General features: G+C 60.3%; 22 protein-coding genes. 8 read left to right on the top strand and 14 right to left on the bottom strand.

The annotated features are described in order from the left end of the window. Nucleotides 1-56: 56 nt before the first annotated feature. On the bottom strand, nt 57-1091 hold the full coding sequence (locus JL39_RS04510) for a flagellar biosynthetic protein FliO (protein ID WP_037146727.1): 1035 nt from the start codon (nt 1089-1091) through the stop codon (nt 57-59). A gap of 253 nt (nt 1092-1344) precedes the next feature. On the opposite strand from JL39_RS04510, the gene JL39_RS04515 reads away from it, so the two are divergent. The 5 genes from JL39_RS04515 (at nt 1345) to JL39_RS04535 (ending at nt 9900) form a co-directional block, all read left to right on the top strand. After that, nucleotides 1345-3951: a PAS domain-containing sensor histidine kinase gene (locus JL39_RS04515; RefSeq protein WP_037146728.1), complete on the top strand. Its 2607-nt coding sequence runs from the start codon at nt 1345-1347 to the stop codon at nt 3949-3951. A 245-nt stretch (nt 3952-4196) separates the two neighbouring features. Further along, entirely contained in the window at nt 4197-5285 is a 1089-nt protein-coding gene (recA, locus tag JL39_RS04520) for a recombinase RecA (protein ID WP_037146730.1), read from the top strand. 181 nt (nt 5286-5466) lie between these two features. Then, entirely contained in the window at nt 5467-8127 is a 2661-nt protein-coding gene (gene alaS / locus JL39_RS04525) for an alanine--tRNA ligase (protein WP_037146731.1), read from the top strand. A gap of 52 nt (nt 8128-8179) precedes the next feature. Next, nucleotides 8180-9046, top strand: a complete 867-nt coding sequence (ttcA, locus tag JL39_RS04530) for a tRNA 2-thiocytidine(32) synthetase TtcA (protein WP_037146732.1) — start codon at nt 8180-8182, stop codon at nt 9044-9046. A 29-nt stretch (nt 9047-9075) separates the two neighbouring features. Beyond that, on the top strand, nt 9076-9900 hold the full coding sequence (locus JL39_RS04535) for an inositol monophosphatase family protein (RefSeq protein ID WP_037146734.1): 825 nt from the start codon (nt 9076-9078) through the stop codon (nt 9898-9900). Between the two features lie 37 nt (nt 9901-9937). Here JL39_RS04535 and JL39_RS04540 read toward each other — a convergent pair whose 3' ends face one another. The 11 genes from JL39_RS04540 to purC form a co-directional block, all read right to left on the bottom strand. Continuing rightward, nucleotides 9938-11143, bottom strand: coding sequence for a multidrug effflux MFS transporter (locus JL39_RS04540; protein WP_037146735.1), 1206 nt, complete (start codon nt 11141-11143; stop codon nt 9938-9940). Between the two features lie 133 nt (nt 11144-11276). Further along, on the bottom strand, nt 11277-11612 hold the full coding sequence (gene grxD, locus JL39_RS04545) for a Grx4 family monothiol glutaredoxin (RefSeq protein WP_037146737.1): 336 nt from the start codon (nt 11610-11612) through the stop codon (nt 11277-11279). A 149-nt stretch (nt 11613-11761) separates the two neighbouring features. Then, the gene (locus JL39_RS04550; RefSeq protein ID WP_037146738.1) at nt 11762-11992 is read right to left on the bottom strand and encodes a hypothetical protein; all 231 of its coding nucleotides are present in this window, start codon (nt 11990-11992) and stop codon (nt 11762-11764) included. A gap of 8 nt (nt 11993-12000) precedes the next feature. Beyond that, nucleotides 12001-12237: a BolA family transcriptional regulator gene (locus JL39_RS04555; protein WP_037146739.1), complete on the bottom strand. Its 237-nt coding sequence runs from the start codon at nt 12235-12237 to the stop codon at nt 12001-12003. 129 nt (nt 12238-12366) lie between these two features. Next, nucleotides 12367-14574, bottom strand: a complete 2208-nt coding sequence (purL, locus tag JL39_RS04560; RefSeq protein WP_037146741.1) for a phosphoribosylformylglycinamidine synthase subunit PurL — start codon at nt 14572-14574, stop codon at nt 12367-12369. A 161-nt stretch (nt 14575-14735) separates the two neighbouring features. After that, nucleotides 14736-15284 carry an acyloxyacyl hydrolase gene (locus JL39_RS04565; RefSeq protein WP_037146743.1) on the bottom strand — a complete coding sequence of 183 codons (549 nt, stop codon included), beginning with the start codon at nt 15282-15284 and terminating at the stop codon, nt 14736-14738. A 217-nt stretch (nt 15285-15501) separates the two neighbouring features. After that, nucleotides 15502-15897, bottom strand: coding sequence for a hypothetical protein (locus tag JL39_RS04570; protein ID WP_052182677.1), 396 nt, complete (start codon nt 15895-15897; stop codon nt 15502-15504). Nucleotides 15898-15953: 56 nt separating this feature from the next. Beyond that, the gene (purQ, locus tag JL39_RS04575) at nt 15954-16634 is read right to left on the bottom strand and encodes a phosphoribosylformylglycinamidine synthase subunit PurQ (protein WP_037146744.1); all 681 of its coding nucleotides are present in this window, start codon (nt 16632-16634) and stop codon (nt 15954-15956) included. Beyond that, nucleotides 16631-16888 carry a hypothetical protein gene (locus JL39_RS04580; RefSeq protein ID WP_037146745.1) on the bottom strand — a complete coding sequence of 86 codons (258 nt, stop codon included), beginning with the start codon at nt 16886-16888 and terminating at the stop codon, nt 16631-16633. The genes purQ and JL39_RS04580 overlap by 4 nt, the downstream gene beginning before the upstream one ends. 17 nt (nt 16889-16905) lie before the next feature. Next, the gene (purS, locus tag JL39_RS04585) at nt 16906-17148 is read right to left on the bottom strand and encodes a phosphoribosylformylglycinamidine synthase subunit PurS (RefSeq protein WP_037146747.1); all 243 of its coding nucleotides are present in this window, start codon (nt 17146-17148) and stop codon (nt 16906-16908) included. 16 nt (nt 17149-17164) lie between these two features. Continuing rightward, nucleotides 17165-17929 (bottom strand): phosphoribosylaminoimidazolesuccinocarboxamide synthase, encoded by a 765-nt coding sequence (gene purC, locus JL39_RS04590; RefSeq protein ID WP_037146748.1) that lies wholly within the window; start codon nt 17927-17929, stop codon nt 17165-17167. A 247-nt stretch (nt 17930-18176) separates the two neighbouring features. Here purC and JL39_RS04595 point away from each other — a divergent pair, with 247 nt between their 5' ends. Beyond that, nucleotides 18177-18491: an ATPase inhibitor subunit zeta gene (locus JL39_RS04595; protein ID WP_037146749.1), complete on the top strand. Its 315-nt coding sequence runs from the start codon at nt 18177-18179 to the stop codon at nt 18489-18491. A 158-nt stretch (nt 18492-18649) separates the two neighbouring features. Beyond that, nucleotides 18650-18964 (top strand): DUF1476 domain-containing protein, encoded by a 315-nt coding sequence (locus tag JL39_RS04600; RefSeq protein ID WP_037146750.1) that lies wholly within the window; start codon nt 18650-18652, stop codon nt 18962-18964. Between the two features lie 109 nt (nt 18965-19073). On the opposite strand, the gene JL39_RS04605 is transcribed toward JL39_RS04600, so the two are convergent. Together JL39_RS04605 and JL39_RS04610 are read right to left on the bottom strand one after the other, a co-directional pair. After that, the gene (locus JL39_RS04605) at nt 19074-21632 is read right to left on the bottom strand and encodes an EAL domain-containing protein (protein WP_037148412.1); all 2559 of its coding nucleotides are present in this window, start codon (nt 21630-21632) and stop codon (nt 19074-19076) included. A 123-nt stretch (nt 21633-21755) separates the two neighbouring features. Continuing rightward, nucleotides 21756-22310, bottom strand: coding sequence for an alpha/beta hydrolase (locus JL39_RS04610; RefSeq protein ID WP_037146752.1), 555 nt, complete (start codon nt 22308-22310; stop codon nt 21756-21758). Between the two features lie 258 nt (nt 22311-22568). Here JL39_RS04610 and JL39_RS04615 point away from each other — a divergent pair, with 258 nt between their 5' ends. Continuing rightward, nucleotides 22569-23417 (top strand): DUF2189 domain-containing protein, encoded by an 849-nt coding sequence (locus JL39_RS04615; RefSeq protein WP_052182678.1) that lies wholly within the window; start codon nt 22569-22571, stop codon nt 23415-23417. The last annotated feature ends 1 nt before the right edge of the window (nt 23418 follow it).

Genomic DNA, 23418 nt, shown 5'->3' on the forward strand with positions numbered 1-23418 from the left:
AAGGGCACGGTTTTCCGTGCCTTTTTTATTGGCGAGAAATCATAGGGGGCCGTCGCTCATTTGTCGCGGTTGACAGACATCTCGCCGAAGATGCGGGCGACCTCCGTCTGCAGGGACGGCTCGGGCGTGGCGCCGGTGACACGTGGTGCTGCTGATGGATTGCGCGGCAGCGTCGGAGCGGGCGGCTGCCCCAGCGCTGCAGCCTCGCGGGCGGCCAGATTGTTGGCCATCTCCTGTTCGAGGATTCGTTCGAAATCGCTGCCGAGCTGTTTCGGTTTCTCGGCTGCGGGCTGGAGCACGGGGGGAACCGCCGCAGGATTGGCGGGCGCGACGCGCGGCTCGGGGACGTCCTGCAGGACCCGTTCGCGGGCGGCATCAAGCACATTGGCGGCAATGTCGAGCGAATGAGCGGACGTGGCGGCGGCCGCCACTGCTCCGACCGGCCGCAAGGGCTCGGGTTTCACGTCAGTTGCTTGCCGGACAGGCAGTTCGATTTTCGGCGCGACCGCATGTTCGGGAGGCGCGGCAAGAATGGGCGGCGCGGGCCGCGGGGGCGTTGTATCCATCGGCCCCGGTCCGGTGGCGAGCGGCATGACGGCTGGCGCCGGACGCGTCGCGTCGCGGGAAACGGAACGTTCCCTTGCCGGCTCCACGCGAGGTTCCGGAGACACCGGACGCTGGGCGAGAGCAGTTCGCGGCTCGGCGGCCGGCAAAGCGGAGAAGGGAACCGTCATATCCGAAGGATCTAAAGGTGTGGAACGGCTTGCGGCGGACGCCGATGCCGCATTCATGCCGGCGGCCCCTGTCGAAATTCCGCTCTCGATGACGATATCCGTCGGCCCGCCGATCATCACCAGGTGTTCGACATTGTCGCGGCGGACGAGGACGAGGCGCCTGCGTGCGTCGACGGCGGCGGCATCCAGTACCTGCAGCCGCGGCTGGCGGTTCTTCCCGCCGCGCACGAAGGGCGAGGGCCCATTGCGGCCGCGGATCATCCACAGCGCGACAACGAGCAGAAGAAGCGCAATGCCGACACCGAGGACTGCGATCACGAGGCGGCTACCGTAGGCGCTCAACAGATCTTCCAACATTTTTTGCCACTCCTCATATGAACGCTGCCGTAAAAGACGACTTTTTTTATGCCGAGGCAAGCCGTCCGCTGTCGTTGTCCCATCCCGGAAAAGCGGGATGAAATGGTAAAGATAGGTCGCACCTGCGAACTGTCCCGGGTTTTGTGGCCTTGCGGAGCTTTTTGCTTCACCTGCAACTTGCTAAGAAGGAATCGCGGGGATTTCTTCCTGCGGATGTCCATGGCCGCGGCGCCGGCCGAAATGCGAGGAATTGATGACGAAGTTGCAGCAAGGCGGCAACTACGAGGCGCCTCTGGTGGAGCGCGGGACACGCGGCGGCACCATCATCCGGATCGTTCTTCTGGCTCTCGTGCTTTGCGGGGTGGCCGCCGGCTTCGTGCTGTTCCAGCATGCGCTCGCCAACGAGGTGGTGCTCGGACTGCTCGGCATCCTCGCCATGGTCGGCATTTTTTTCCTGGTTTCCTCGCTTATCGGCCTTGTCGAAGTCATGCCGCAATCGCGATCCGACGAGCTGGCACGCGGGTTCCTCGCCAGCCATCCCGACGGAATTCTGATCACCGATCCGAAGGGTCGCATTCTCTATGCCAACGCCGCCTATGGCCGGATGACCGGCGCGACCAAGGCAAGCAATGTGCAATCCCTGGAAGCACTGCTTTCCAAGACCCGTGAATCGACCGAGGCACTCTACCGGCTGACCACGGCGCTCCGTGAGGGGCGTGAGGGTCACGAGGAGTTCCGGCTTCTGCAGCCTCTTGGCCGCGTCACCGGCAACGGCTCGGGTGCCCATTGGTATCGTCTGAAGGCGCGGCTGCTCGGGCCGGCCGGCAAGGGCCAGCTCGATATCTGGCAGATTACCGACATCACCTCCGAACGTGAGGACCAGGAGCGCTTCTTCCGGGAACTGCAGAATGCAATCGACTATCTCGACCATGCTCCGGCGGGCTTCTTTTCTGCCGGAAAGAAGGGCGAGATCTTCTATCTCAATGCCACGCTCGCCGAATGGCTCGGCATTGATCTGACCAAATTCATGCCGCGTTCGATGACGATTTCGGACCTTGTGGCGGGCGAGGGCATGGCGCTCATTCAGTCGGTGCAGGCGGCCCCTGGGCTGCAGCGGACCGAAACGCTCGATCTCGACCTGCGCCGTACCAACGGCCAAAGCCTGCCCGTGCGCCTGGTGCACAGTGTCAGCGCCACCCGCGACGGTGCGCCGGGTGAAAGCCGCACGATCGTATTGACGCGGCCCAAGGGCGGCGAGGGAGATCAGTCGGCCTCGGCGATGCGCTTCACGCGCTTCTTCAACAACACGCCGATGGCGATCGCCTCCGTCGACGGCGAAGGCAGGATCCTGCGCATCAACGCACCGTTCCTGAAACTGTTCGCCGGCGTGGTATCGCGCGACGACGTCGAGGCCGGCGCGGATCTCGAACGCATCGTGCATGAAAATTCCCGCCAGCAGCTCATGCAGGCGCTTGCCGCCGCAAAGGACCGGCAGGGTGACATTGCACCCATTGATTCGCGCCATCCTGCCGACGAAAACCGTTATATGCGCTTCTACGTGAATGCCGTGATCGACGAGAGCGACGAGGCGCCTGAAGAGGCGGCGATCGTCTATGCGGTCGAAACGACCGAGCAGAAGGCGCTCGAGACCCAGATGGCGCAGACACAGAAGCTCAATGCGGTCGGTACGCTTGCGGGCGGCATCGCGCACGACTTCAACAATGTGCTTACCGCAATCCTGCTTTCATCCGATCACCTGCTTTTGCAGGCGCGTCCTTCCGACGCGAGTTTCGCGGATCTCATGGAGATCAAGAGGAACGCCAACCGCGCGGCTGTGCTGGTGCGCCAGTTGCTTGCCTTCTCGCGCAAGCAGACCATGCGGCCTGTCGTGCTGAACCTCACCGATGTGGTCGGCGATCTGCGCATGCTGGTGGATCGATTGATCTCCGGGACGAATGTGAAGCTCGAAGTGGATTACGGCCGCGATCTCTGGCCGGTGCGCACCGATCTCTCGCAGTTCGAACAGGTGTTGATCAATCTCTGCGTCAATGCCCGCGATGCCATGCCTCAGGGCGGCACGATCCTGATCAAGACCCGCAACGTCTCCGCGGAGGAGGCGGCGGGTTTTCATCAGGCGGACCTGCCTTCGGAAGATTTCGTGATGGTGGAAGTCTCCGATACCGGCACGGGTATTCCTTCCGAAATCATGGACAAGATTTTCGAACCCTTCTTCACCACCAAGGAAGTGGGCAAGGGTACCGGCCTCGGCCTCTCCATGGTTTATGGGATCGTCAAGCAATCCGGCGGCTACATCTATCCGGAGTCGGAAGTCGGCCGCGGCACGAGTTTCCGCATCTTCCTGCCCCGCCACGTGCCCGAGGCGGCAGTCGCGGTCGCTCCGGGGGCTGCCACCAATGCCCCGGCCGGTCAGGCCGCCCCGCCACCGGTCGTCTCGGTGACGCCCGCGGAAGACCTCGATCTGACAGGCAAGTCCGCAGTCGTGCTGTTGGTCGAGGACGAGGAAGCAGTCCGTCGCGGCGGCAAGCGCATGCTGGAAACGCGCGGTTATACCGTTCACGAAGCGGGTTCCGGCACCGAGGCGCTGGAGATCATGGAGGAACTTCAGGGCAAGGTCGATATCGTCGTTTCCGATGTCGTCATGCCGGAAATGGACGGGCCCACGCTGCTTACCGAGCTGCGCAAATCCTATCCGGACCTGAAGTTCATCTTCGTTTCCGGCTATGCGGAAGATGCCTTTGCCCGTAACCTGCCGGCTGACGCCAAGTTCGGCTTCCTGCCAAAGCCGTTTTCGCTGAAGCAGCTCGCTGTCGCGGTCCGGGAGATGCTTGATTCGAACTGAGAAGCGGGCCGGTTTCTAAAAATTTCGAAACGCTGCGATTCGTCCGCTGGATGTGGCGATGTCTTGTTTTCCTTGATGAATTTTCCACATGCCAGAATACGTGAACATCTTGAGAACGGAATGGAAATAACGATTTGCAGTCAAGCAGTTGATTGGCGCTTGTCAAATGAGAACAAAACATGTACATCATCTTTATCGGCTGCTTCATTGCTTGCGCGGTGGCAATAACCTAAAGGTGGGATCATATGGCACAGAATACTTTGCGGCTCGTAGAGGATAAAGGCGTGGACAAGAGCAAGGCGCTGGAGGCGGCACTGTCGCAGATCGAACGATCCTTCGGTAAGGGATCGATCATGAAGCTCGGCTCGAACGAGAACATCGTCGAGATCGAGACGGTTTCGACCGGCTCTCTAAGCCTCGATATCGCGCTTGGTATCGGTGGTCTGCCGAAGGGCCGTATCGTCGAGATCTATGGCCCTGAAAGCTCAGGCAAGACGACGCTCGCACTGCAGACGATCGCCGAATCCCAGAAGAAGGGCGGCATCTGTGCCTTCGTCGATGCCGAACATGCACTCGATCCGGTCTATGCCCGCAAGCTCGGGGTCGATCTCCAGAATCTCCTGATCTCCCAGCCCGATACCGGCGAGCAGGCGCTCGAGATCACCGATACGCTGGTGCGCTCCGGTGCCGTCGATGTTCTCGTCGTCGATTCGGTTGCGGCGCTGACGCCGCGTGCCGAAATCGAGGGCGAGATGGGCGACAGCCTTCCGGGCTTGCAGGCGCGACTGATGAGTCAGGCGCTGCGCAAACTGACGGCCTCGATCTCGCGCTCCAACTGCATGGTCATCTTCATCAACCAGATCCGCATGAAGATCGGTGTCATGTTCGGTTCGCCGGAAACCACGACCGGCGGCAATGCGCTGAAATTCTATGCCTCGGTTCGCCTCGACATCCGTCGCATCGGACAGGTCAAGGAACGCGAGGAAGTGGTCGGCAACCAGACTCGCGTCAAGGTCGTCAAGAACAAGATGGCGCCTCCCTTCAAGCAGGTGGAATTCGACATCATGTATGGCGAGGGCGTATCCAAGACCGGCGAACTCGTCGATCTCGGTGTGAAGGCCGGCATCGTCGAAAAGTCCGGTGCGTGGTTCTCCTATAACAGCCAGCGTCTCGGCCAGGGCCGCGAGAACGCCAAGACGTTCCTGCGCGACAATCCCGAACTTGCCCGCGAGATCGAAATGTCGCTTCGCCAGAATGCCGGTCTCATCGCCGATCGTTTCCTCCAGAATGGCGGTCCCGACGCGGACGACGGCGGCGAAGCCGCCGAAATGTAGGCGGTTCCGTCGCGTTTGGAGCTTCTCCTCGGTTACTTTATAGCCGGCCGCGAATCGAAAGATGCGCGGCCGGTTTCTCGTTTGGTTGAGCGGTGTGCGGCTGGACAGTTGGGGGTGCGGACGATACAAGCCTCTGGTTTTCAAATAACGGACCGCATCCGGCGGTGAAGAAGGGCGTAGCATGAGCGGCGTGAATGAAATTCGGTCGACCTTTCTCGACTATTTCCGAAAGAACGGACACGAAGTCGTGGCTTCCAGTCCGCTGGTGCCGCGCAACGATCCGACGCTGATGTTCACCAATGCCGGGATGGTGCAGTTCAAGAACGTCTTCACCGGTCTGGAGACCCGTTCTTATTCGACGGCCGCGACCGCACAGAAATGCGTGCGGGCCGGCGGCAAGCATAACGACCTCGACAATGTCGGCTATACGGCACGCCACCATACCTTCTTCGAAATGCTCGGCAATTTCTCCTTCGGCGACTATTTCAAGGAGCGTGCGATCGAGCTTGCCTGGAACCTGATCACCAAGGAATTCGGCCTTGACCGCAACCGTCTTCTGGTGACCGTCTACCATACGGACGACGATGCTTTCAGCCTGTGGAAGAAGATCGCCGGCTTGGCCGACGAGAAGATCATCCGCATCCCGACCAGCGACAATTTTTGGGCGATGGGCGATACCGGCCCCTGCGGTCCATGCTCGGAAATCTTCTACGACCATGGCGAGCATATCTGGGGCGGCCCTCCCGGTTCGCCGGAGGAGGATGGCGACCGTTTCATCGAGATCTGGAACCTCGTCTTCATGCAATATGAGCAGGTTACGAAGGAGGAGCGCATCGACCTGCCGCGTCCTTCGATCGACACCGGCATGGGTCTGGAGCGCGTTGCGGCCGTTTTGCAGGGGCAGCATGACAACTATGATATCGACCTGTTCCGCGCACTGGTTTCGGCCTCCGAGGAGGCAACCGGCGTCAAGGCGGAAGGCGAGCGTCGCGCGAGCCATCGCGTGATTGCCGACCACTTGCGGTCCACCGCTTTCCTGATCGCCGATGGCGTGCTTCCGTCCAACGAAGGACGCGGTTATGTGCTTCGCCGCATCATGCGCCGCGCCATGCGTCATGCCGAGTTGCTTGGCGCCAAGGAGCCGCTGCTTTGGAAACTGTTGCCGGCGCTCGTCCAGCAGATGGGCCGCGCCTATCCGGAGCTGGTGCGCGCCGAGGCCCTGATTTCCGAAACGTTGAAACTCGAGGAGACCCGCTTCCGCAAGACGCTGGAACGCGGCCTCTCGCTGCTGTCCGACGCAACGAGCACGCTTCACAAGGGCGATATGCTCGACGGTGAAACAGCCTTCAAGCTCTACGACACCTACGGCTTTCCGCTCGACTTGACCCAGGATGCGCTGCGCGCCCGTGAAATCGGTGTCGACATTTCAGGATTTACCGACGCCATGGAGCGCCAGAAGGCCGAAGCCCGCTCCCATTGGGCGGGCTCCGGCGACAAGGCAACCGAGACGATCTGGTTCGAACTCAAGGAAAAGTTCGGTGCGACCGAATTCCTGGGTTACGACACAGAGACGGCGGAGGGCGTCGTCCAGGCGATCGTCCGCGACGGCAAGGCGGTCGATAGCGCATCGGCTGGTGATCAGGTGCAGGTGATCGTCAATCAGACACCGTTCTATGGGGAATCCGGTGGCCAGATGGGCGATACCGGTGCAATCTCTACGGACAGTGCCCGGCTGGACGTCTCTGATACGCAGAAGAAGGGCGAGGGCCTTTTTGTTCATAGCGCGATCGTCGCCGATGGCACCTTGAAGGTCGGAGATGCCGTGGCGCTGGCGGTCGATCACAGTCGCCGCTCACGCCTGCGGTCGAACCATTCGGCGACCCACCTATTGCATGAGGCGCTGCGCGAAGTTCTCGGCACGCACGTGGCGCAGAAGGGTTCTCTGGTCGCGCCGGAACGCCTGCGTTTCGACGTTTCGCATCCGAAGCCGATGACCAGCGAGGAATTGCAGAAGGTCGAAGACATGGCAAATGCCATCGTTCTTCAGAATGCGCCGGTCACCACGCGCCTGATGAGTGTCGACGATGCAATCGCGGAAGGCGCGATGGCGCTGTTCGGAGAGAAATACGGCGACGAAGTGCGCGTCGTTTCCATGGGCAGGGCCATCGAGGGACCGAAGTCCGGCAAGCCCTATTCGGTCGAGCTTTGTGGCGGCACGCACGTGAATGCGACCGGCGATATCGGCCTGGTCCGCATTCTGGGCGAAAGCGCGGTCGGCGCCGGTGTCCGCCGTGTCGAGGCGGTGACGGGCGAGGCGGCACGCGCCTATCTCGCCGAGCAGGACGAGCGGGTGAAGACGCTGGCTAGCGCGCTGAAGGTACAGCCGACGGAGGTCGTTTCGCGCGTCGAGGCGCTGATCGACGAACGGCGTAAGCTTGAGAGAGAGTTGGCCGATGCCAAGCGCCGGCTTGCCATGGGCGGCGGGCAGGGCGGCTCGGCCGGCGATGTCCGCGAAATCGGCGGCATCAAATTTATGGGCAAGGCGCTCACCGGCATCGATGCCAAGGATCTGAAGGGTTTGGCCGATGAAGGCAAGGTGAGCCTCGGCTCCGGCGTCGTAACGCTGATCGGTGTGTCGGAAGATGGCAAGGCAAGTGCTGTCGTTGCGGTGACGCCGGACCTGACCGGCCGGTTCAGCGCAGTGGATCTGGTGCGGCTCGCCTCCGCGGCCCTCGGCGGCAAAGGCGGCGGCGGACGGCCGGACATGGCTCAGGCGGGTGGTCCGGATGGAGCCAGGGCGGACGAAGCGCTGGAGGCGGTGGCAGCGGCGCTCGATGCCTGATGATATATAGGAAGCGGGCGAGGCCCGCTTCTCCGTTTTTGAGGGAAGGCGAATGGGTGTGAACGCCAGAATCGAGGATGAGCCGGATGAGGCCGTCGATGGCCTGGTGCCGGCATTGTTCCGCGATGCGCCGAGTTCGGTCTCATTCAACAAGCTGCGCAAGCGCCTGCTTCGGCAGGTGCGCCAGGCTTTCGATGACTTTCAGATGCTGAAAGGGCAGAAGCGCTGGCTGGTTGGCCTTTCAGGCGGCAAGGATTCCTATTCGCTGCTCGCCGTACTGCTCGATCTGCAATGGCGCGGGCTTCTGCCGGTCGAACTGATCGCCTGCAACCTCGATCAGGGCCAGCCGAATTTTCCGAAACACATCCTGCCGGACTATCTGACCTCGATCGGGGTGACGCACCGGATCGAATACCGCGACACCTATTCGATCGTGAAGGAGAAGGTGCCGGAAGGCGCCACCTATTGCTCGCTCTGTTCCAGGCTACGCCGCGGCAATCTTTACCGGATCGCGCGGGAGGAGAGGTGCGACGCGCTGGTGCTCGGCCATCACCGCGAAGACATCCTTGAAACCTTTTTCATGAACTTCTTCCACGGCGGCCGTCTTGCAGGCATGCCGGCCAAGCTCCTGAACGACGAAGGCGACCTGATGGTGCTGCGTCCGCTCGCCTATTGCGCCGAGGACGATCTCGCGAAATTCGCCGCCGCCATGCAGTTCCCGATCATCCCCTGCGATCTCTGCGGCTCGCAGGACGGCTTGCAGCGCAATGCGATGAAGCAGATGCTTGGCGAGATCGAGGCACGCATGCCCGGCCGCAAGGATGCGATGCTGCGCGCTCTCGCCCATGTGAATCCGTCCCATCTTCTTGATCCGAAACTCTTCGATTTTGCCGGCCTGCAGACCAACCCGTCACCCTGAGTTCCTCTTTCAGAACCTGAGATATAACGATGACCCTTCCGCTCGACGTCACGAAGCTTGCCGATCTCTTGCGCCTTGCTGCCAGATCCGAAATCCTGCCGCGCTTCCGTCGGCTCGGAAACGGCGACGTGCGCTCGAAAAGCGAACCGTCCGACCTCGTGACGGAGGCAGATGAAGCGGCAGAGCGGTTGATCCGGCGCGAGCTCGAAACGATTGCTCCGGATGCATTGTTCGTCGGAGAGGAATCGGTCGCCGCCGACCCCGCCTTGCTTGGCAGGCTCGCCGACGCGGAATTCGCGATCGTTGTCGATCCCGTGGACGGCACCTTCAACTTTGCTTCCGGCATTCCAGCTTTTGGTGTCATGGCCTCCATCGTCTGGAAGGGCGAGACGGTCGCCGGCATCATCTATGACCCCATGGGCGATGACTGGGTGATGGCGGAGAAGGGGGGCGGCGCTTTCCTGATAAGGCCTGAGGGGGAGGCAATCCGTCTTTCCGTGGCTCAACCCCGGCCGCTGGATGCGATGGTGGGCATGGCTTCAGCCGGCTATTTCTTCGGTGACATGCGCCACCGTATCCTGGGGAATCTTGCCAAGGTACGCTTCTTTTCGAGCTATCGCTGCTCGGCGCATGAATATCGCACCTTTGCGGGTGGCCATGTGCAATTCGTGCTCTACAACAAGCTGATGCCCTGGGATCATCTGGCAGGCACGCTGATCGCGACCGAGGCCGGCGGTTATGCGGCGCGCTTCGACGGTTCAGCCTATCTGCCGCATCATGTCGATGGCGGTTTGCTGCTGGCCACCGACAAGGAAAGCTGGCAGATGCTGCGGAACGAGATCATCGGAGCCTGATTGGAAAAGGCCGGATTTATTCCGGCCTTTTTGCTGTTCAGATCCGCGGATTGTGCGGCTGGAAGAGTTTTCCCTTCTCGCCGATCAAAACGAAAATCAGGCCGATAATGGACACGGTGAAGAAGCCGGCAACGAGCGGCAGGGCCGTGCCGTCGAAGGCCTGGCCGATCACCAACCCGATAACCGATCCGCCGACCGTGCTCATGAAGCCGAGCACCGAAGAGGCGGTGCCCGCCACATGGCCGAGCGGCTCCATGGCCAGCGAGTTGAAGTTCGAGCCGATCCAACCGAACTGGAACATGGCGAGCGAGAAAAACACCAGGAACAGAAGGATCGGCATGGGCTGCGGCCCGAAAACCTGCATCAGCATCCACAGGAAGGTGATGGTGATGAAGCCGATGAGCGAGCCGTGCGACAGGCGGCGCATGCCGAACCGGCCGACGAAACGGGCATTCAGGAAGGAAGCGGTCGACATGAACACGGCCACGGCTGCGAATGCGACCGGGAACCAGACGCCGAGCTGGTAAATCCCCCCGTAAATCTGCTGGGCGGAATTGATGAAGCCGAACAGGGCGCCGAAGATGAATGTGCTGGCGATCGTGTAGCAGAGGGCGATGCGATTGGTCAGCACGATCCGGAAGCCGTCAAGGATCGAGGAGACAGTGAAGGGGCGAACGTCGGCAGCGTCCAGCGTCTCGGGTAGGCGGCTATACATCCAGAAGCCGATACAGAGCGAAACGATCGCGATGAATACGAAGATCAGGTGCCAGTTACCGAGGAACATGATGAGCTGGCCGGTGCCTGGCGCGATGATCGGCACGATCATGAAGACCATCATGATCAGCGACATGACCTCCGCCATGGCGCGGCCGCCATAGACGTCACGGACGATCGAGATGGTGATGACCCGGGTTGCTGCGGCGCCGGCACCCTGGATGAAACGCAGCACCAGCATTGCGCCGAAGGAAGGCACGACCACGATGCCGATCGCACACAGAATATAGACCGCAATGCCGAAGAGCATGGGCTTTCGGCGGCCGAAGCGGTCCGAAAGCGGGCCATACAGGATCTGCGCCGCACCAAGCCCGAATACATAGGAAGAAACGACATATTGGCGGTGGTTTTCGTTCACCACGCCCAGCGAGGCGCCAATCTCGCCCAGGCCGGGAAGCATGATATCGATCGCCAGGGCGTTGAGCGCCATCAGCATGGCCATCATCGCAATGAATTCGGCTCGGCCCATGGCGCGCAAGCGATCCGGGGCCGTTTGTGAAGGATTTGTCACAGTGGTTTCCTAAACAATGGGAAAGGCGCCGTTGGGAGCGGCGCCTTGAAAATGTCTTCGATAAAACCCGGACCGGGTGGTCCGGAAGAATTCAGGCGGCGCCGCGGACGGCGATGCCCTGTTCCTGCAGATGATTCTGCAGTTCACCCGATTGGAACATCTCGCGGATGATATCGCAACCGCCAACAAACTCGCCCTTGACATAGAGTTGCGGAATGGTCGGCCAGTTGGAATAGTCCTTGATACCCTGGCGGATTTCGGCGTCGGCAAGCACGTTCACGCCCTTGTAGTCGATGCCAAGGTAATCGAGAATTTGCACCACTTGGCCAGAGAAACCACACTGCGGGAACTGGGGCGTACCCTTCATGAAGAGAACTACGTCGTTCGCCTTCACTTCGTTGTCGATGAATTCGTGAACTCCGCTCATGTCATATCCTTTCACACGCGGTTTCAAGGGCCGCTGCGCTGCGTCATTTCTCCTAAATAGCAACACAGCCCCGGGAATTCCAGCGGAATAGTCGGCTAGACGCCAATCGGGCATCGGGTTTTGACGCTATCTGCGCGGCACACCTGTGCTCAGTGGTTCCGTTGCCTGCTGCGGCTTGCCGCTGTACGCCGGCGGCTCACCTGCTTCTTCGCGGGCTTGGCGGTCCGCGCAGTGGTCTTCGTGACGAAGCGGCCCGACGTGGCGGAGCGGGTCTGCCGCTTCTTGCGCTTGGTGCTCGTGCGGCCATGCGACTTCTTCAGCAGCTCCTTCATGGCGCTCTGGACGATGCCCGTGACGATCTCGTTGATCAGGTTCGGCATGGATCGTCTCAGTCCGTCGGGGCCGAAGTCTGCAATGCCAACGCATGCAGGACACCGCCCATATTGCCTTTCAGCGCCTCGTAGACCATCTGATGCTGCTGCACGCGGCTCTTGCCGCGGAACTGCTCGGCCACCACTTCGGCCGCGTAATGATCGCCATCTCCGGCAAGATCCCGGATGGTGACCTTGGCTCCCGGAATGCCGGCCTTGATCAGATCCTCGATTTCACCCGGTCTCATCGGCATGATGTTTTTCCCTTTTTCTTTTCACGGACTCACCGCGAGCTTTTGTGAGGACAGAGTGCCTCAAAGCCGCTCCCGGGTCAAAGAGGGATCGAGCCGCGATCGACAGCTTCTCATCCGCAAAACACGGGATCAATCCATGTAGGTCGGGAACCAGCCTTCATGGGCTTTGACGAGTTCAGCCACCGGTACATCGATAAGACCGTCGATCGCCAGCCTGTCGCCCGAAACGGTTCCGAGCGGGCGGAAGGGCACGCCGGCACTTTCCGCATTCGCCTGCACGAAATTGGCAAGGTCGGCCGGAACGGCGATCACGTAACGGGCCTGGTCCTCACCGAAAAGAAGGGCATGCGCAGGGCCGCGCTGCTCCGACAAGCTCACCTTCGAGCCCTTGCCGGAAGCCATGGCCATTTCCGCGAGCGCGAGGACAAGGCCACCGGAGGAGATATCGTGGCACGCGGTCACCTGACCATTGCGGATGATGGACCGGACGAAATCGCCGTGGCGACGCTCGGCGGCGAGATCGACGACCGGAGGCGGGCCATCGATGGTGTCGAGGATGTCGCGCAGGTAGACGGAAGAGCCGAGATGGCTGCCGTCCGTGCCGATCATGATCAGCTTGTCGCCTTCTCGCGCCGAGCCTATCCTCGTCATCTTCTGCCAATCGGGCAGGAGACCGACGCCGGCAATTGTGGGTGTCGGCAGGATCGCGACACCGTTCGTTTCGTTGTAAAGGGAGACGTTGCCGGATACGATCGGGAAATCGAGCGCGGTACAGGCTTCGCCTATGCCTTTGATGGCGCCGACGAGCTGGCCCATGATCTCCGGTTTTTCCGGATTGCCGAAATTGAGGTTGTCGGTCGCAGCGAGCGGCTCGGCGCCGGTCGCAACGAGATTGCGCCAGCATTCGGCGACCGCCTGTTTGCCGCCTTCATACGGATCGGCCTCGACATAGCGCGGGGTCACGTCGGAGGAGAAGGCGAGCGCCTTGCTGGGATGGGTGTCGACACGCACGACGCCGGCATCACCGCCCGGACGCTGCAGAGAATTGCCCTGGATCAGCGTGTCATACTGTTCCCAGACCCAGCGTCGGCTGGACTGGTTGGGCGAACCGACCAACTTCAGCAGCGCCGCGTTGTAATCGGCCGGTGCCGGAACCTGGGATGCGGGCAGGGGGGCGCGGCCGTTCGACTGGATCCATGGCCGGTCATATTCGGGCGCCTGATCCCCAAGCTCCTTGATCGGCAGGTTCGCCACTTCTTCGCCCTGGTGCAGGATGCGGAAGCGCAGGTCGTCGGTCGTTTTGCCGACGATCGCGAAATCGAGGCCCCATTTGACGAAGATCGCCTCTGCTTCCTCTTCCTTCTCCGGCTTCAGCACCATGAGCATGCGCTCCTGGCTCTCCGAGAGCATCATCTCATAGGCGCTCATGCGGTCTTCGCGCACCGGCACCTTGTCGAGGTCGAGCTCAATGCCGAGGTCGCCCTTGGCACCCATTTCGACAGCCGAGCAGGTGAGTCCTGCGGCACCCATGTCCTGGATCGCGATCACCGCTCCGGTTGCCATCAGTTCGAGGCAGGCTTCGAGCAGGCACTTTTCGGTGAAAGGATCGCCGACCTGCACGGTGGGGCGCTTCTCCTCGATCGATTCATCGAACTCGGCAGACGCCATCGTGGCACCACCGACGCCGTCGCGGCCCGTCTTGGCGCCGAGATAGACGACCGGCAGGCCGACGCCTTCCGCCTTGGAATAGAAGATCGCATCGGTACGCGCGAGGCCGGCTGCAAAGGCATTGACGAGGATGTTGCCGTTATAACGCGGGTCGAATTCCACTTCGCCGCCGACGGTCGGTACGCCGAACGAATTGCCGTAGCCGCCGACGCCGGCGACGACACCGGAGACCAGGTGCTTGGTCTTCGGATGATCGGGAGCGCCAAACCGCAGAGCGTTCATCGCCGCGATCGGACGTGCGCCCATGGTGAAGACGTCGCGCAGGATACCTCCCACTCCCGTCGCCGCACCCTGATAAGGCTCGATATAGGAGGGGTGGTTGTGGCTCTCCATCTTGAAGACGACGCAATCGCCGTCATCGATATCGACGACGCCGGCATTCTCGCCTGGTCCCTGGATGACGCGCGGTCCCTTGGTCGGCAGGGTGCGCAGCCATTTCTTCGATGACTTGTAGGAGCAGTGTTCGTTCCACATGGCCGAGAAGATGCCGAGTTCCGTAAAGGTCGGCTCGCGGCCGATCAGATCGAGGATCCGCTGATACTCGTCCGGCTTCAGGCCATGCGAAGCGACGAGTTCGGGAGTGATCGCGATGCTGTTCGGAATGGTCATGTTCTTCTCTGGATTGAAGGGCCAAGCTTTGGCGCTCTTTAACCTAAGTGGCGCGGGGGCGCGACAGGAAAATGCTGCTGCTGAATGTTACGACATCCTGGCGGCGAAAACAAAAAGCGCCGGAAAAAACCGGCGCTTTCAAAAAATGGTATCTGATCCGATCAGAATTTATAACCGACCGAGATGCCTGCGTAGGACAGTCCATCGTTGTCGTCGCAAAGACCGGCGTTGGAAGAGTGCTCGATGGTCGCCAGAACGCGCCAGTTTTCGGTGATGTTGTAACCAAGGGCAGCCGACTCGTGGAAAAGGACGCTGCAGCCGACCTGCGGCCCGTCGTTGTCGTCGTCGACATTGTTGATCGCGCCGCCGAAGCCGAGATCGATGAAGAACTTGTCGGTCAGGGGAGCCGTCCACGTGAAGCCGGCATAGACCTGGCTGGCTTCCCCAGCCGTCGAGACAATCGCACCGAGATGCACCCTCGGACGCAGCATATGGTCGAGGAAGCTCTGGGCATGGCGCTGGTCGAAGGGGTCGAAGAAGACCGTGGCTGACGGGAATGCGCCGGGCTCGAAGGTGCTTTTCGCCTGAATCGAGCCGGAAACGCCGATACGGACTTCATCGAGCAGGTGTTCCTGGGCGAATGCCGAGGAAGACATCGCCGAAGTGGCGATGATTGTCCCGATGACAGAGCCGAAAAATGCCTTCTTCATTAACATCGCCCTCACAATTGCCGCTGCTCGCGGCCGGCACGATCCGCGTTATGCGACCGACCGTCTCCAGGGACGAATTGGTACAATGGGGCTCGGGGGGCGTCCAGCAGGCGTTTAGGCGGCGTTATGACTTATGGCGAAAAGATGTGAAAATTCGGAAAAGCGGTGCAGACCTGCAACAGGCTGTACCTGAAGGCGCGAACGTTGATGGCGAATATCAGCAGCCGTTCGCGCCGTTCGCCCAGCGCAGGACGTCCCGCTTGATTCGCTCTCCTTCGGCCCCGGTCATTAACGGACCGAACACGTCGAGGCGCGCGGGGCTTCCTTCCGCCTGTACGACCAGCACCGGGCGGGATTCCGGGCTGTTGCGCGGAACGGCGAGGATGCGCGGCCGTCCGGAGAAGGAATTGAGTTCCGGCGCCAGCCGATAGGGTTTGAATGTTGCATCGCCCGACTTGAACCAGCAGGTATTGGCGGCGAGCGCCACTCGCTCCATGGTCGGGAGCGCGGCGCGATTGGGTGCCGCGGCTTCCCGTCCTGATTGACAGGCCGAAAGGGCCATGCCCGCGAGAACGAGGGAAAAGAGGGCGGGAAGGCGTATGGAAAACGGCATCGAAACGTCCTGGCGTGATTTACGGCGCTCTTTGGTCGAGGCAGATGACCAGAGGGTTAAGCGGCGGCCGCAACCACATCGAGCGCCGAGGCGAACAGACCACGACCGTCATTGCCGCCATGGGCCGCCTCGATCAGGTTTTCCGGGTGCGGCATCATGCCGAGGACATTCCCGCGGCTGTTTATGACGCCCGCAATGTCGTTCAAGGAGCCGTTCGGATTGGTGCCTTCGGCATAGCGGAAGACAATCTGGCCATTGCCTTCCATGGAAGCCAGGGTTTCGGCATCGGCAAAATAGTTGCCGTCATGGTGGGCGACCGGGCAGCGGATGATCTGCCCCTTTTCATAGGCCCGCGTAAAATCCGTCTCCGCATTAACCACTTCGAGCTTCACTTCCTTGCAGACGAATTTCAGCGAAGCGTTGCGCATCAGGGCGCCGGGCAGCATGCCGGCTTCGACGAGGATCTGGAAGCCGTTGCAGACGCCGAGAACCTTTACTCCCTTGTCAGCTTTCTCCTTGATCGCCTGCATGATCGGCATGCGAGCTGCAATCGCACCGCAGCGCAGATAATCGCCGTAGGAAAAACCGCCCGGAATGACGATCAGATCGACATCATCCGGGATTTCGGTTTCCGTCTGCCAGACGGTGACCGGTGCTTTGCCGGAAATCTTGGTGAGTGCGGCAATCATGTCGCGATCGCGATTGAGGCCGGGAAGCTGGACGACGGCGGATTTCATGGGTGCGGTTCAAACCTTGCTTGTGCCTCCGCGAGCTCACGCAATTCGAGGCGGTTTTCTATCCGATCAAGGCGCGTTTCGTGTCTGGACAGCGTCGTGTAGATATTGTGAATGTCTTGCTGCATCGAGATCATAGTGCCGCGCATTGCGTTCATTTCAGCTTTCAGCTCGCGTTGACCAAGCTTCACATCCGCAATGTCTGCATGCATTCGCTTCATGAGTTCATACATCAGTTCATTCGTGATTTCAGCCATCACGCGCTCCGCAACCGTCAGTCGAGGGCGATAGTATAGTTCTCGATCACCGTGTTTGCCAGAAGCTTCTCGCACATGGCCTTCAGATCGGCCTCCGCCTTGGCCTTGTCGGCGCTGTCGAGCTCGATGTCGAAGACCTTGCCCTGTCTCACATGACCGACGCCGGAAAAGCCGAGGCTGCCAAGCGCGCCTTCGATCGCCTTGCCCTGCGGGTCGAGGACGCCGTTCTTGAGCGTGACTGTCACGCGTGCCTTGATCACTGATCTACCCCCTGAATTACTTGACGAGAACCGGCCCCATCCCGCGGATCGGCTCGTTTTCGTTGATGATGCCAAGACGGCGCGCGACTTCCGAATAGGCCTCCAGAAGCCCTCCCAGGTCGCGCCTGAAGCGATCCTTGTCCATCTTTTCCTTGGTCTCGATATCCCATAGACGGCAGCTGTCCGGCGAGATCTCGTCGGCGAGGATGATGCGCATCATGTCGCCTTCGAACAGGCGGCCGCATTCGATCTTGAAATCGACGAGCTGGATGCCGACGCCGAGGAAGAGGCCGGACAGGAAGTCGTTGACCCGGATGGCAAGCGCCATGATGTCGTCAAGCTCGGCCGGATTGGCCCAACCGAAAGCGGTGATGTGCTCTTCGGAGACCATCGGATCGGCAAGCACATCGGACTTGTAATAGAATTCGATGATCGAGCGCGGCAGAACCGTGCCTTCCTCGATGCCGAGACGGGTCGAGAGCGAGCCGGCGGCGACATTGCGCACGACGATCTCGAGCGGGATCATCTCAACTTCCTTGATGAGCTGCTCGCGCATGTTCAGCCGGCGAATGAAATGCGTCGGGATGCCGATCTTGTTGAGATGGGTGAAGATGTATTCAGAGATGCGGTTGTTGAGAACGCCCTTGCCGTCGATGACGTCATGTTTCTTCTTGTTGAAGGCAGTGGCGTCGTCCTTGAAGAACTGAATTAGCGTGCCGGGTTCGGGGCCTTCATACAGGATCTTGGCCTTGCCTTCGTAAATACGGCGGCGACGGTTCATGGTTTCTTGTCTCGTTGTTGGCGCCCCTCGCGGGCGCAATGGATGATGTTTGAGCGGTCCCTTATCGGAAAAGAACGGGTTTCACAATGCAGGCCTCCAAAAGCTTGTGGGCAGAGGGGGACTTGACGAAAAGCAATGAAGAATCATTCATCGTCAGCTTACACGGATTTTTGAAGCTTTTTCTGTAGCAATGACCGCGTCCTCAAGAAAAGGACAGTCATAACCAGTAAAAAGCAGGGATTTCATAATGTATGCTCTTCGCGAACGGGGCAGAGCCCTTGAAGATAAATTCGCCTACGATCAGTCCTTCCAGTTTCGTGCGGAAGCCCGTCGTAACAAGCTGATGGGCCTTTGGGCCGCATCACTGCTCGGCGTGGCCGATGCCGACGGTTATGTTCAGGATCTAGTATCCTTCACCCTCGACGACAAGACTTTGCACGACATAGCCACCAAATTGCGTCATGATTTCGACGCAGCCGGCATCGCTGTAACCGACGAGCAGTTGCAGGCGAAGATGCACGATCTTCTCATTGAAGTCGTCAAGGAGATGCAGACCGCCTGAGGCTGACGCCAGCAAGGCTGGAGGAACATTGGCGCCATTCCTTGAATAGTTTGCATCCGTCAATTCGTTTGTGCTGGAATCGAAGCGCCGCCGATTGCACTTCGCGCGTCTTTTGATTAAGGGGTCCAGTCACAAAGTCCACTTTTGGGAGACCCGAGATGAGCGGCATCAGCGATCGCGAAAGAGCTTTCGAAAACAAGTTCGCCCTGGACCAGGAATTGAAGTTCAAGGCGCTTGCCCGCCGCAACAAGCTCGTTGGCCTTTGGGCTGCCGGCCTGCTCGGCAAGACGGATCCGGAAACCTATGCGAAAGAGGTCGTTATCGCCGATTTCGAGGAAGCCGGCGATGAGGATGTCTTCCGCAAGCTGCGCGGCGATCTTGATGCGGCCGGCGTTGCCATCTCCGACCAGGACATTCGTACAAAAATGATCGAACTGCTCGCCGAGGCGGTCAATCAGATCGAAAACCAGTAAGCGTTCCGTGTTCTTTGATACGAAAGAAAGCCGAGCCCGGCCGGGCTCGGCTTTCCTTATGCGGGAAAGATCGAGGAAGCAGCACGGGCGGAGCTTTGCGGCGGTCTCGTCAAGCGGAGACCTCGCCGAGACGTCCGCGGCCCGAACGGATGAAGCCGGGAATTCCGGAGCGGGGCATCGGCCTTGCAAGCGCATAACCCTGCAGCACGTCGCAGCCGAGATCGCGCAGGATGCGGATCTGTTCAAAGGTTTCGACGCCTTCGGCGATGACCCGGATATTCAAGGATTTGCCGATCTCGACGATCGAACCTATCAGCTTTCGCGGTTCCGGGGATTGCGAAACGAGCCGTACCAGCTCCCGGTCTATCTTGAGGGCTCGTGGGTTTAGCCTGAGCAGGCTTATGATGGAGGCGTGACCGGTGCCGAAATCGTCGATCTCGATATCGATGCCGAGCTTTCTAAGCCGCGCCAGGTTCTTCAGCACGCCGTCGTCACAATCATCGAGGAAGATCGACTCCAAGAGCTCGAACGATACCATACCCGGTTCGATCTTCAGTGCCTCGAGCTTGCGCGACAGTGCTGCATCGTGAAGGCGGCGATAGGAGACATTGACCGAGAGCTTCGGAATCTCAAGGCCCTGCTGTCTCCACTCGCGGAAATCCGCCAGCGCTTTTTGAAGGATCATTCCGTCGATCAACGAGACCGCATCCAGTTCTTCGGCGGTCTCCAGGAACTGGTCCGGCGGCAGCATACCGTGCTCCGGATGCATCCAGCGGGCAAGCGTCTCGACCCCGGCAATTTCCAGCGTCGCGGCGTCGAACTGGAGCTGGTAGAAAGGGACGAATTCATCGCGTTCGAGACCGAGCAGGATCTCGTCCGACATCCGTTTGGTGCTGATGATCTCGTTCTGCGTATCCGCCGAAAAGAATTCGTGCCGGTTGCGGCCGCGCTTCTTGGCTCGGTAGAGCGCAATATCGGCATTCAGCAGGAGCTGGCGGGCATCGACATTTGCCCCCATCTCACAAGCGATGCCGATGCTGGCGCCGAAACGGCAATCATGACCCTCATACGAAACCGGCTTGCGCAATTCCTTGATGATCCGTTCGGCAAGATTTGAGAGCCTTCGCGGCGATCCCTGGAATTTCGAAAGGATGACGAATTCGTCGCCGCCGATGCGGGCCACGAAATCGCCTTTCCGGATCGTCTCTTTCAAGACCTTCGCCGCATGCTTCAGCATCATGTCGCCGGCGCTGTGGCCGAGTGTGTCGTTGATCTGCTTGAAACGATCGAGATCGATATGAAGGATGGCAATGCCCTGTCCGTGACGGGTGCATTCCGCTGCCACACGCTCCAGCATCTCGTCCAGGTAACGCCTGTTCGGCAGATCGGTCAGGTAGTCGTGCATCGCGTTGTGCTCAATGCGGCTGCGCGCGGCTTCAAGCTCCCGGTTGCGTGCCTCGGCAAGGGTCTTGGCCCGTTCGAGCTCGCGACGGAGTATCACGTCAGCGGTAACGTCCCAATTGGCGCCGACCATCTTCTGATGGCCGGTGCCGTCGGTAAAGGACATGGTCTGGGTGCGGATGGTGCGCTCAGAACCGTCGCGCAGGATGATCCGGTATTCATCGGAGAAACGCTTCTGATCCCGGATATGCTTCTCGACGTTGGCTTGCACGCGCTCCGCGTCCTCCGGATGCAGAAAGCTTTCCCATAGGCCACCGATGACGACCTCTTCGCTTTTTTCCAGGCCATAAATCCGGAACATCTGCTCATCCCAGTCCACCTCGCCGGTGTCGAAGTCGCATTCGTAGACGCCGATGCCGGAAATTTCGAGGGCCATGTCGAGCCGGCGGGACATCTTTGCCATCGCCTCTTCGGCCGCCTTGCGCGCGGTGATATCCGTATCCGTGCCCACCACACGCGTGGCCTTGCCGCTCGCATCCCATTCGACGCAAGCGCCGCGACATTCGATCCAGATCCAATGGCCTTGCTTGTGGCGCTCGCGATATTCGAACACTGCATAGGCCGGGTCGCCCGCGTTCTGCCGCTCTATTGCGTGGGCGACCCGCTCCCGGTCTTCGGGATGCACGAGTTCCAGCCATGCCTGCGTGGAGGCGGCAAGCGGATCCTCAGGTGACATTCCGCGAATCTGACGCCACACCGGGGAATAGTATTTCTGGCCGGTTGCATAGTTATGGTCCCATACCCCTGAGACGGAACTGACAAGGGCGTTGTTCCAGCGGGTTTCGCGCTCCGCAAGCTCTTCGACATGCTGTCTTCGCTCGGTGACGTCGGTGATATGCACGAAGAGCAGTGGCTGGTTTTTCGGATTTCGTGCAAGCGGAGCCAAATGGACCAGCGCCCATCGCGTAGGCCCCTCCGCCCGGGCGACCCGCAATTCCAGAAGTTCGGAGGAGGAGCCGTTGCGCAATTGCAGGAGCTTCTCGTCGATCTCCGCGCGTCCTTCAGGATCAAACAGGTTCGAAAAGCTGGTCGTCGCGGCCGCGCTTCCGATCCAATCGCGTCGAAATGGTGCGTTTGCCGCCAAAAGCGCGCCGGCGTGATCGATGACTGCGATCGGGAAAGGAAGAGCTTCCAAGGCCAACGCTACAACGCCGGTGTCGTCTCCTGAACTGGAGTTTAAACGGCGTGAGAGAACGTTTGACGGCATCGGCGGGCCTGGCTCACTACGAATGAGCGAAAACTTTAGCAAATGCCGATTAAGTTCAGCTTAAGATTGTCGTTCGAATTGCCGCCTCTGAATTCAACAAGGGCATGACGAGATATCGTCTCGTCATGGTTTCAGACGGCTGAGGAACTGTGCAAAGACCATGGTGCCCTCCGGCCAGGGGCCATGGCCGGATTCAGCATTGATATGGCCCGCTTCTCCAGCATCGATGAAGAGTGAGCCCCAGGCCGAGGCGATGTCGTCGGCATGTTCGAACGAGCCGAACGGGTCGTTGCGACTGGCGACCGTCAGTGAGGGAAAGGGCAGGGGATCGCGCGGATAAGGGCCGAAGGTCATCAGGTGCCTGGGCCGGATCTCCGGATTGTCCACCTCGGGCGGCGCCACAAAGAAGGCGCCGGCGACGCGCTTATTGAACAGCGGAATAGCATGGATCGCGGACGGTATGCCGAGGGAATGGGCGACCAGCACGACCGGACGAATCGAGGCATTGACCTCTTCGGCGACGCGAGCGACCCAATCGTCCCGGACGGGCTTTGACCATTCCGCCTGCTCCACACGGCGGGCGGTGGAGAGCTTTGATTGCCAGCGCGTCTGCCAGTGGTTGGGTCCGGAATTGGTATAGCCGGGGATGATCAGGATATCGGCTTCGGATGCTTTCATGATGGCGCGATTTGAGGAGCAACGCGTTCGAAGTCAAGGCAAGAGGCGACAGAAGCTGCAAAATTTGCTAGACTTCCTTTGCCGGTTGCCGAGGAAGCGTGTCGGCCTCTTCTTAGTCGAACGTCTTACGGTGGTCGGGTGGATCGATGCATCGTCGATTCCGCTCAGTTTGGCGGAATCCATATCGGAACTGCCACCACGTTGTTCTTTGCGTATGGGGGAACGCGGAACCGTGACGGGTCTAGGAGGAGAATCCTTATGACGACATTTCATGTCATGGCCGGTGCAGACAGCAGTTTTGTCCGTCCGGTCGTTCGCAAGATCGGTGTAGCCGACATTATGGACGCCCTGAGCCTGGGCTGGAACGACTTCCGCGAGAAGCCTTCACATTACGTGTTCTTGTGTCTGATCTATCCGCTCGCGGGTGTGTTCCTGATGGTCTGGAGCTCCGGCGCCAACCTGCTGCCGCTGCTCTTCCCGCTGATGTCCGGGTTCGCCCTGCTGGGGCCTCTTGCGGCAATCGGGCTTTATGAAATCAGCCGCCGCCGCGAGCGCGGCGAGGACAGCTCATGGCGACATGCCTTTAGTGTGCTCAAATCGCCGGCGTTGCCGTCGATCATCGCCGTCGGCTTCCTGCTATTCGTGCTGTTTATATCCTGGTTGCTGGTGGCGCAGGCGATCTACACCGCCTATTTCGGCGACGTGGCTCCAACCTCCATCTCGTCCTTCCTCAACGAGGTCCTGACGACGCCGCAGGGCATGGCGCTGATCCTGTGGGGCAATCTCGCCGGCTTCCTCTTTGCGGTGGTCGTGCTGGCGACGACGGTGGTGGCATTTCCGCTACTGCTGGACCGGGACGTCGGAGCGGTAGCAGCCATCGACACGAGTGTCCGGGCCACGCTGGCCAATCCGGTGCCCGTGGCGCTCTGGGGGCTGATCGTCGCAGCTCTGCTGGTCATCGGAACCATACCGATCTTCGCCGGCCTTGCTGTCATCATGCCAATCCTCGGCCACGCGACCTGGCACCTCTATCGCAAGCTTGTGGCTCCTGATATCTCCATCCGGTCACCCCGCAGGATTGATGATCTTACCAACGGTCAAGCCTGAT

The sequence above is a fragment of the Rhizobium sp. YS-1r genome (assembly GCF_000757525.1).
Taxonomy (GTDB): domain Bacteria; phylum Pseudomonadota; class Alphaproteobacteria; order Rhizobiales; family Rhizobiaceae; genus Neorhizobium; species Neorhizobium petrolearium.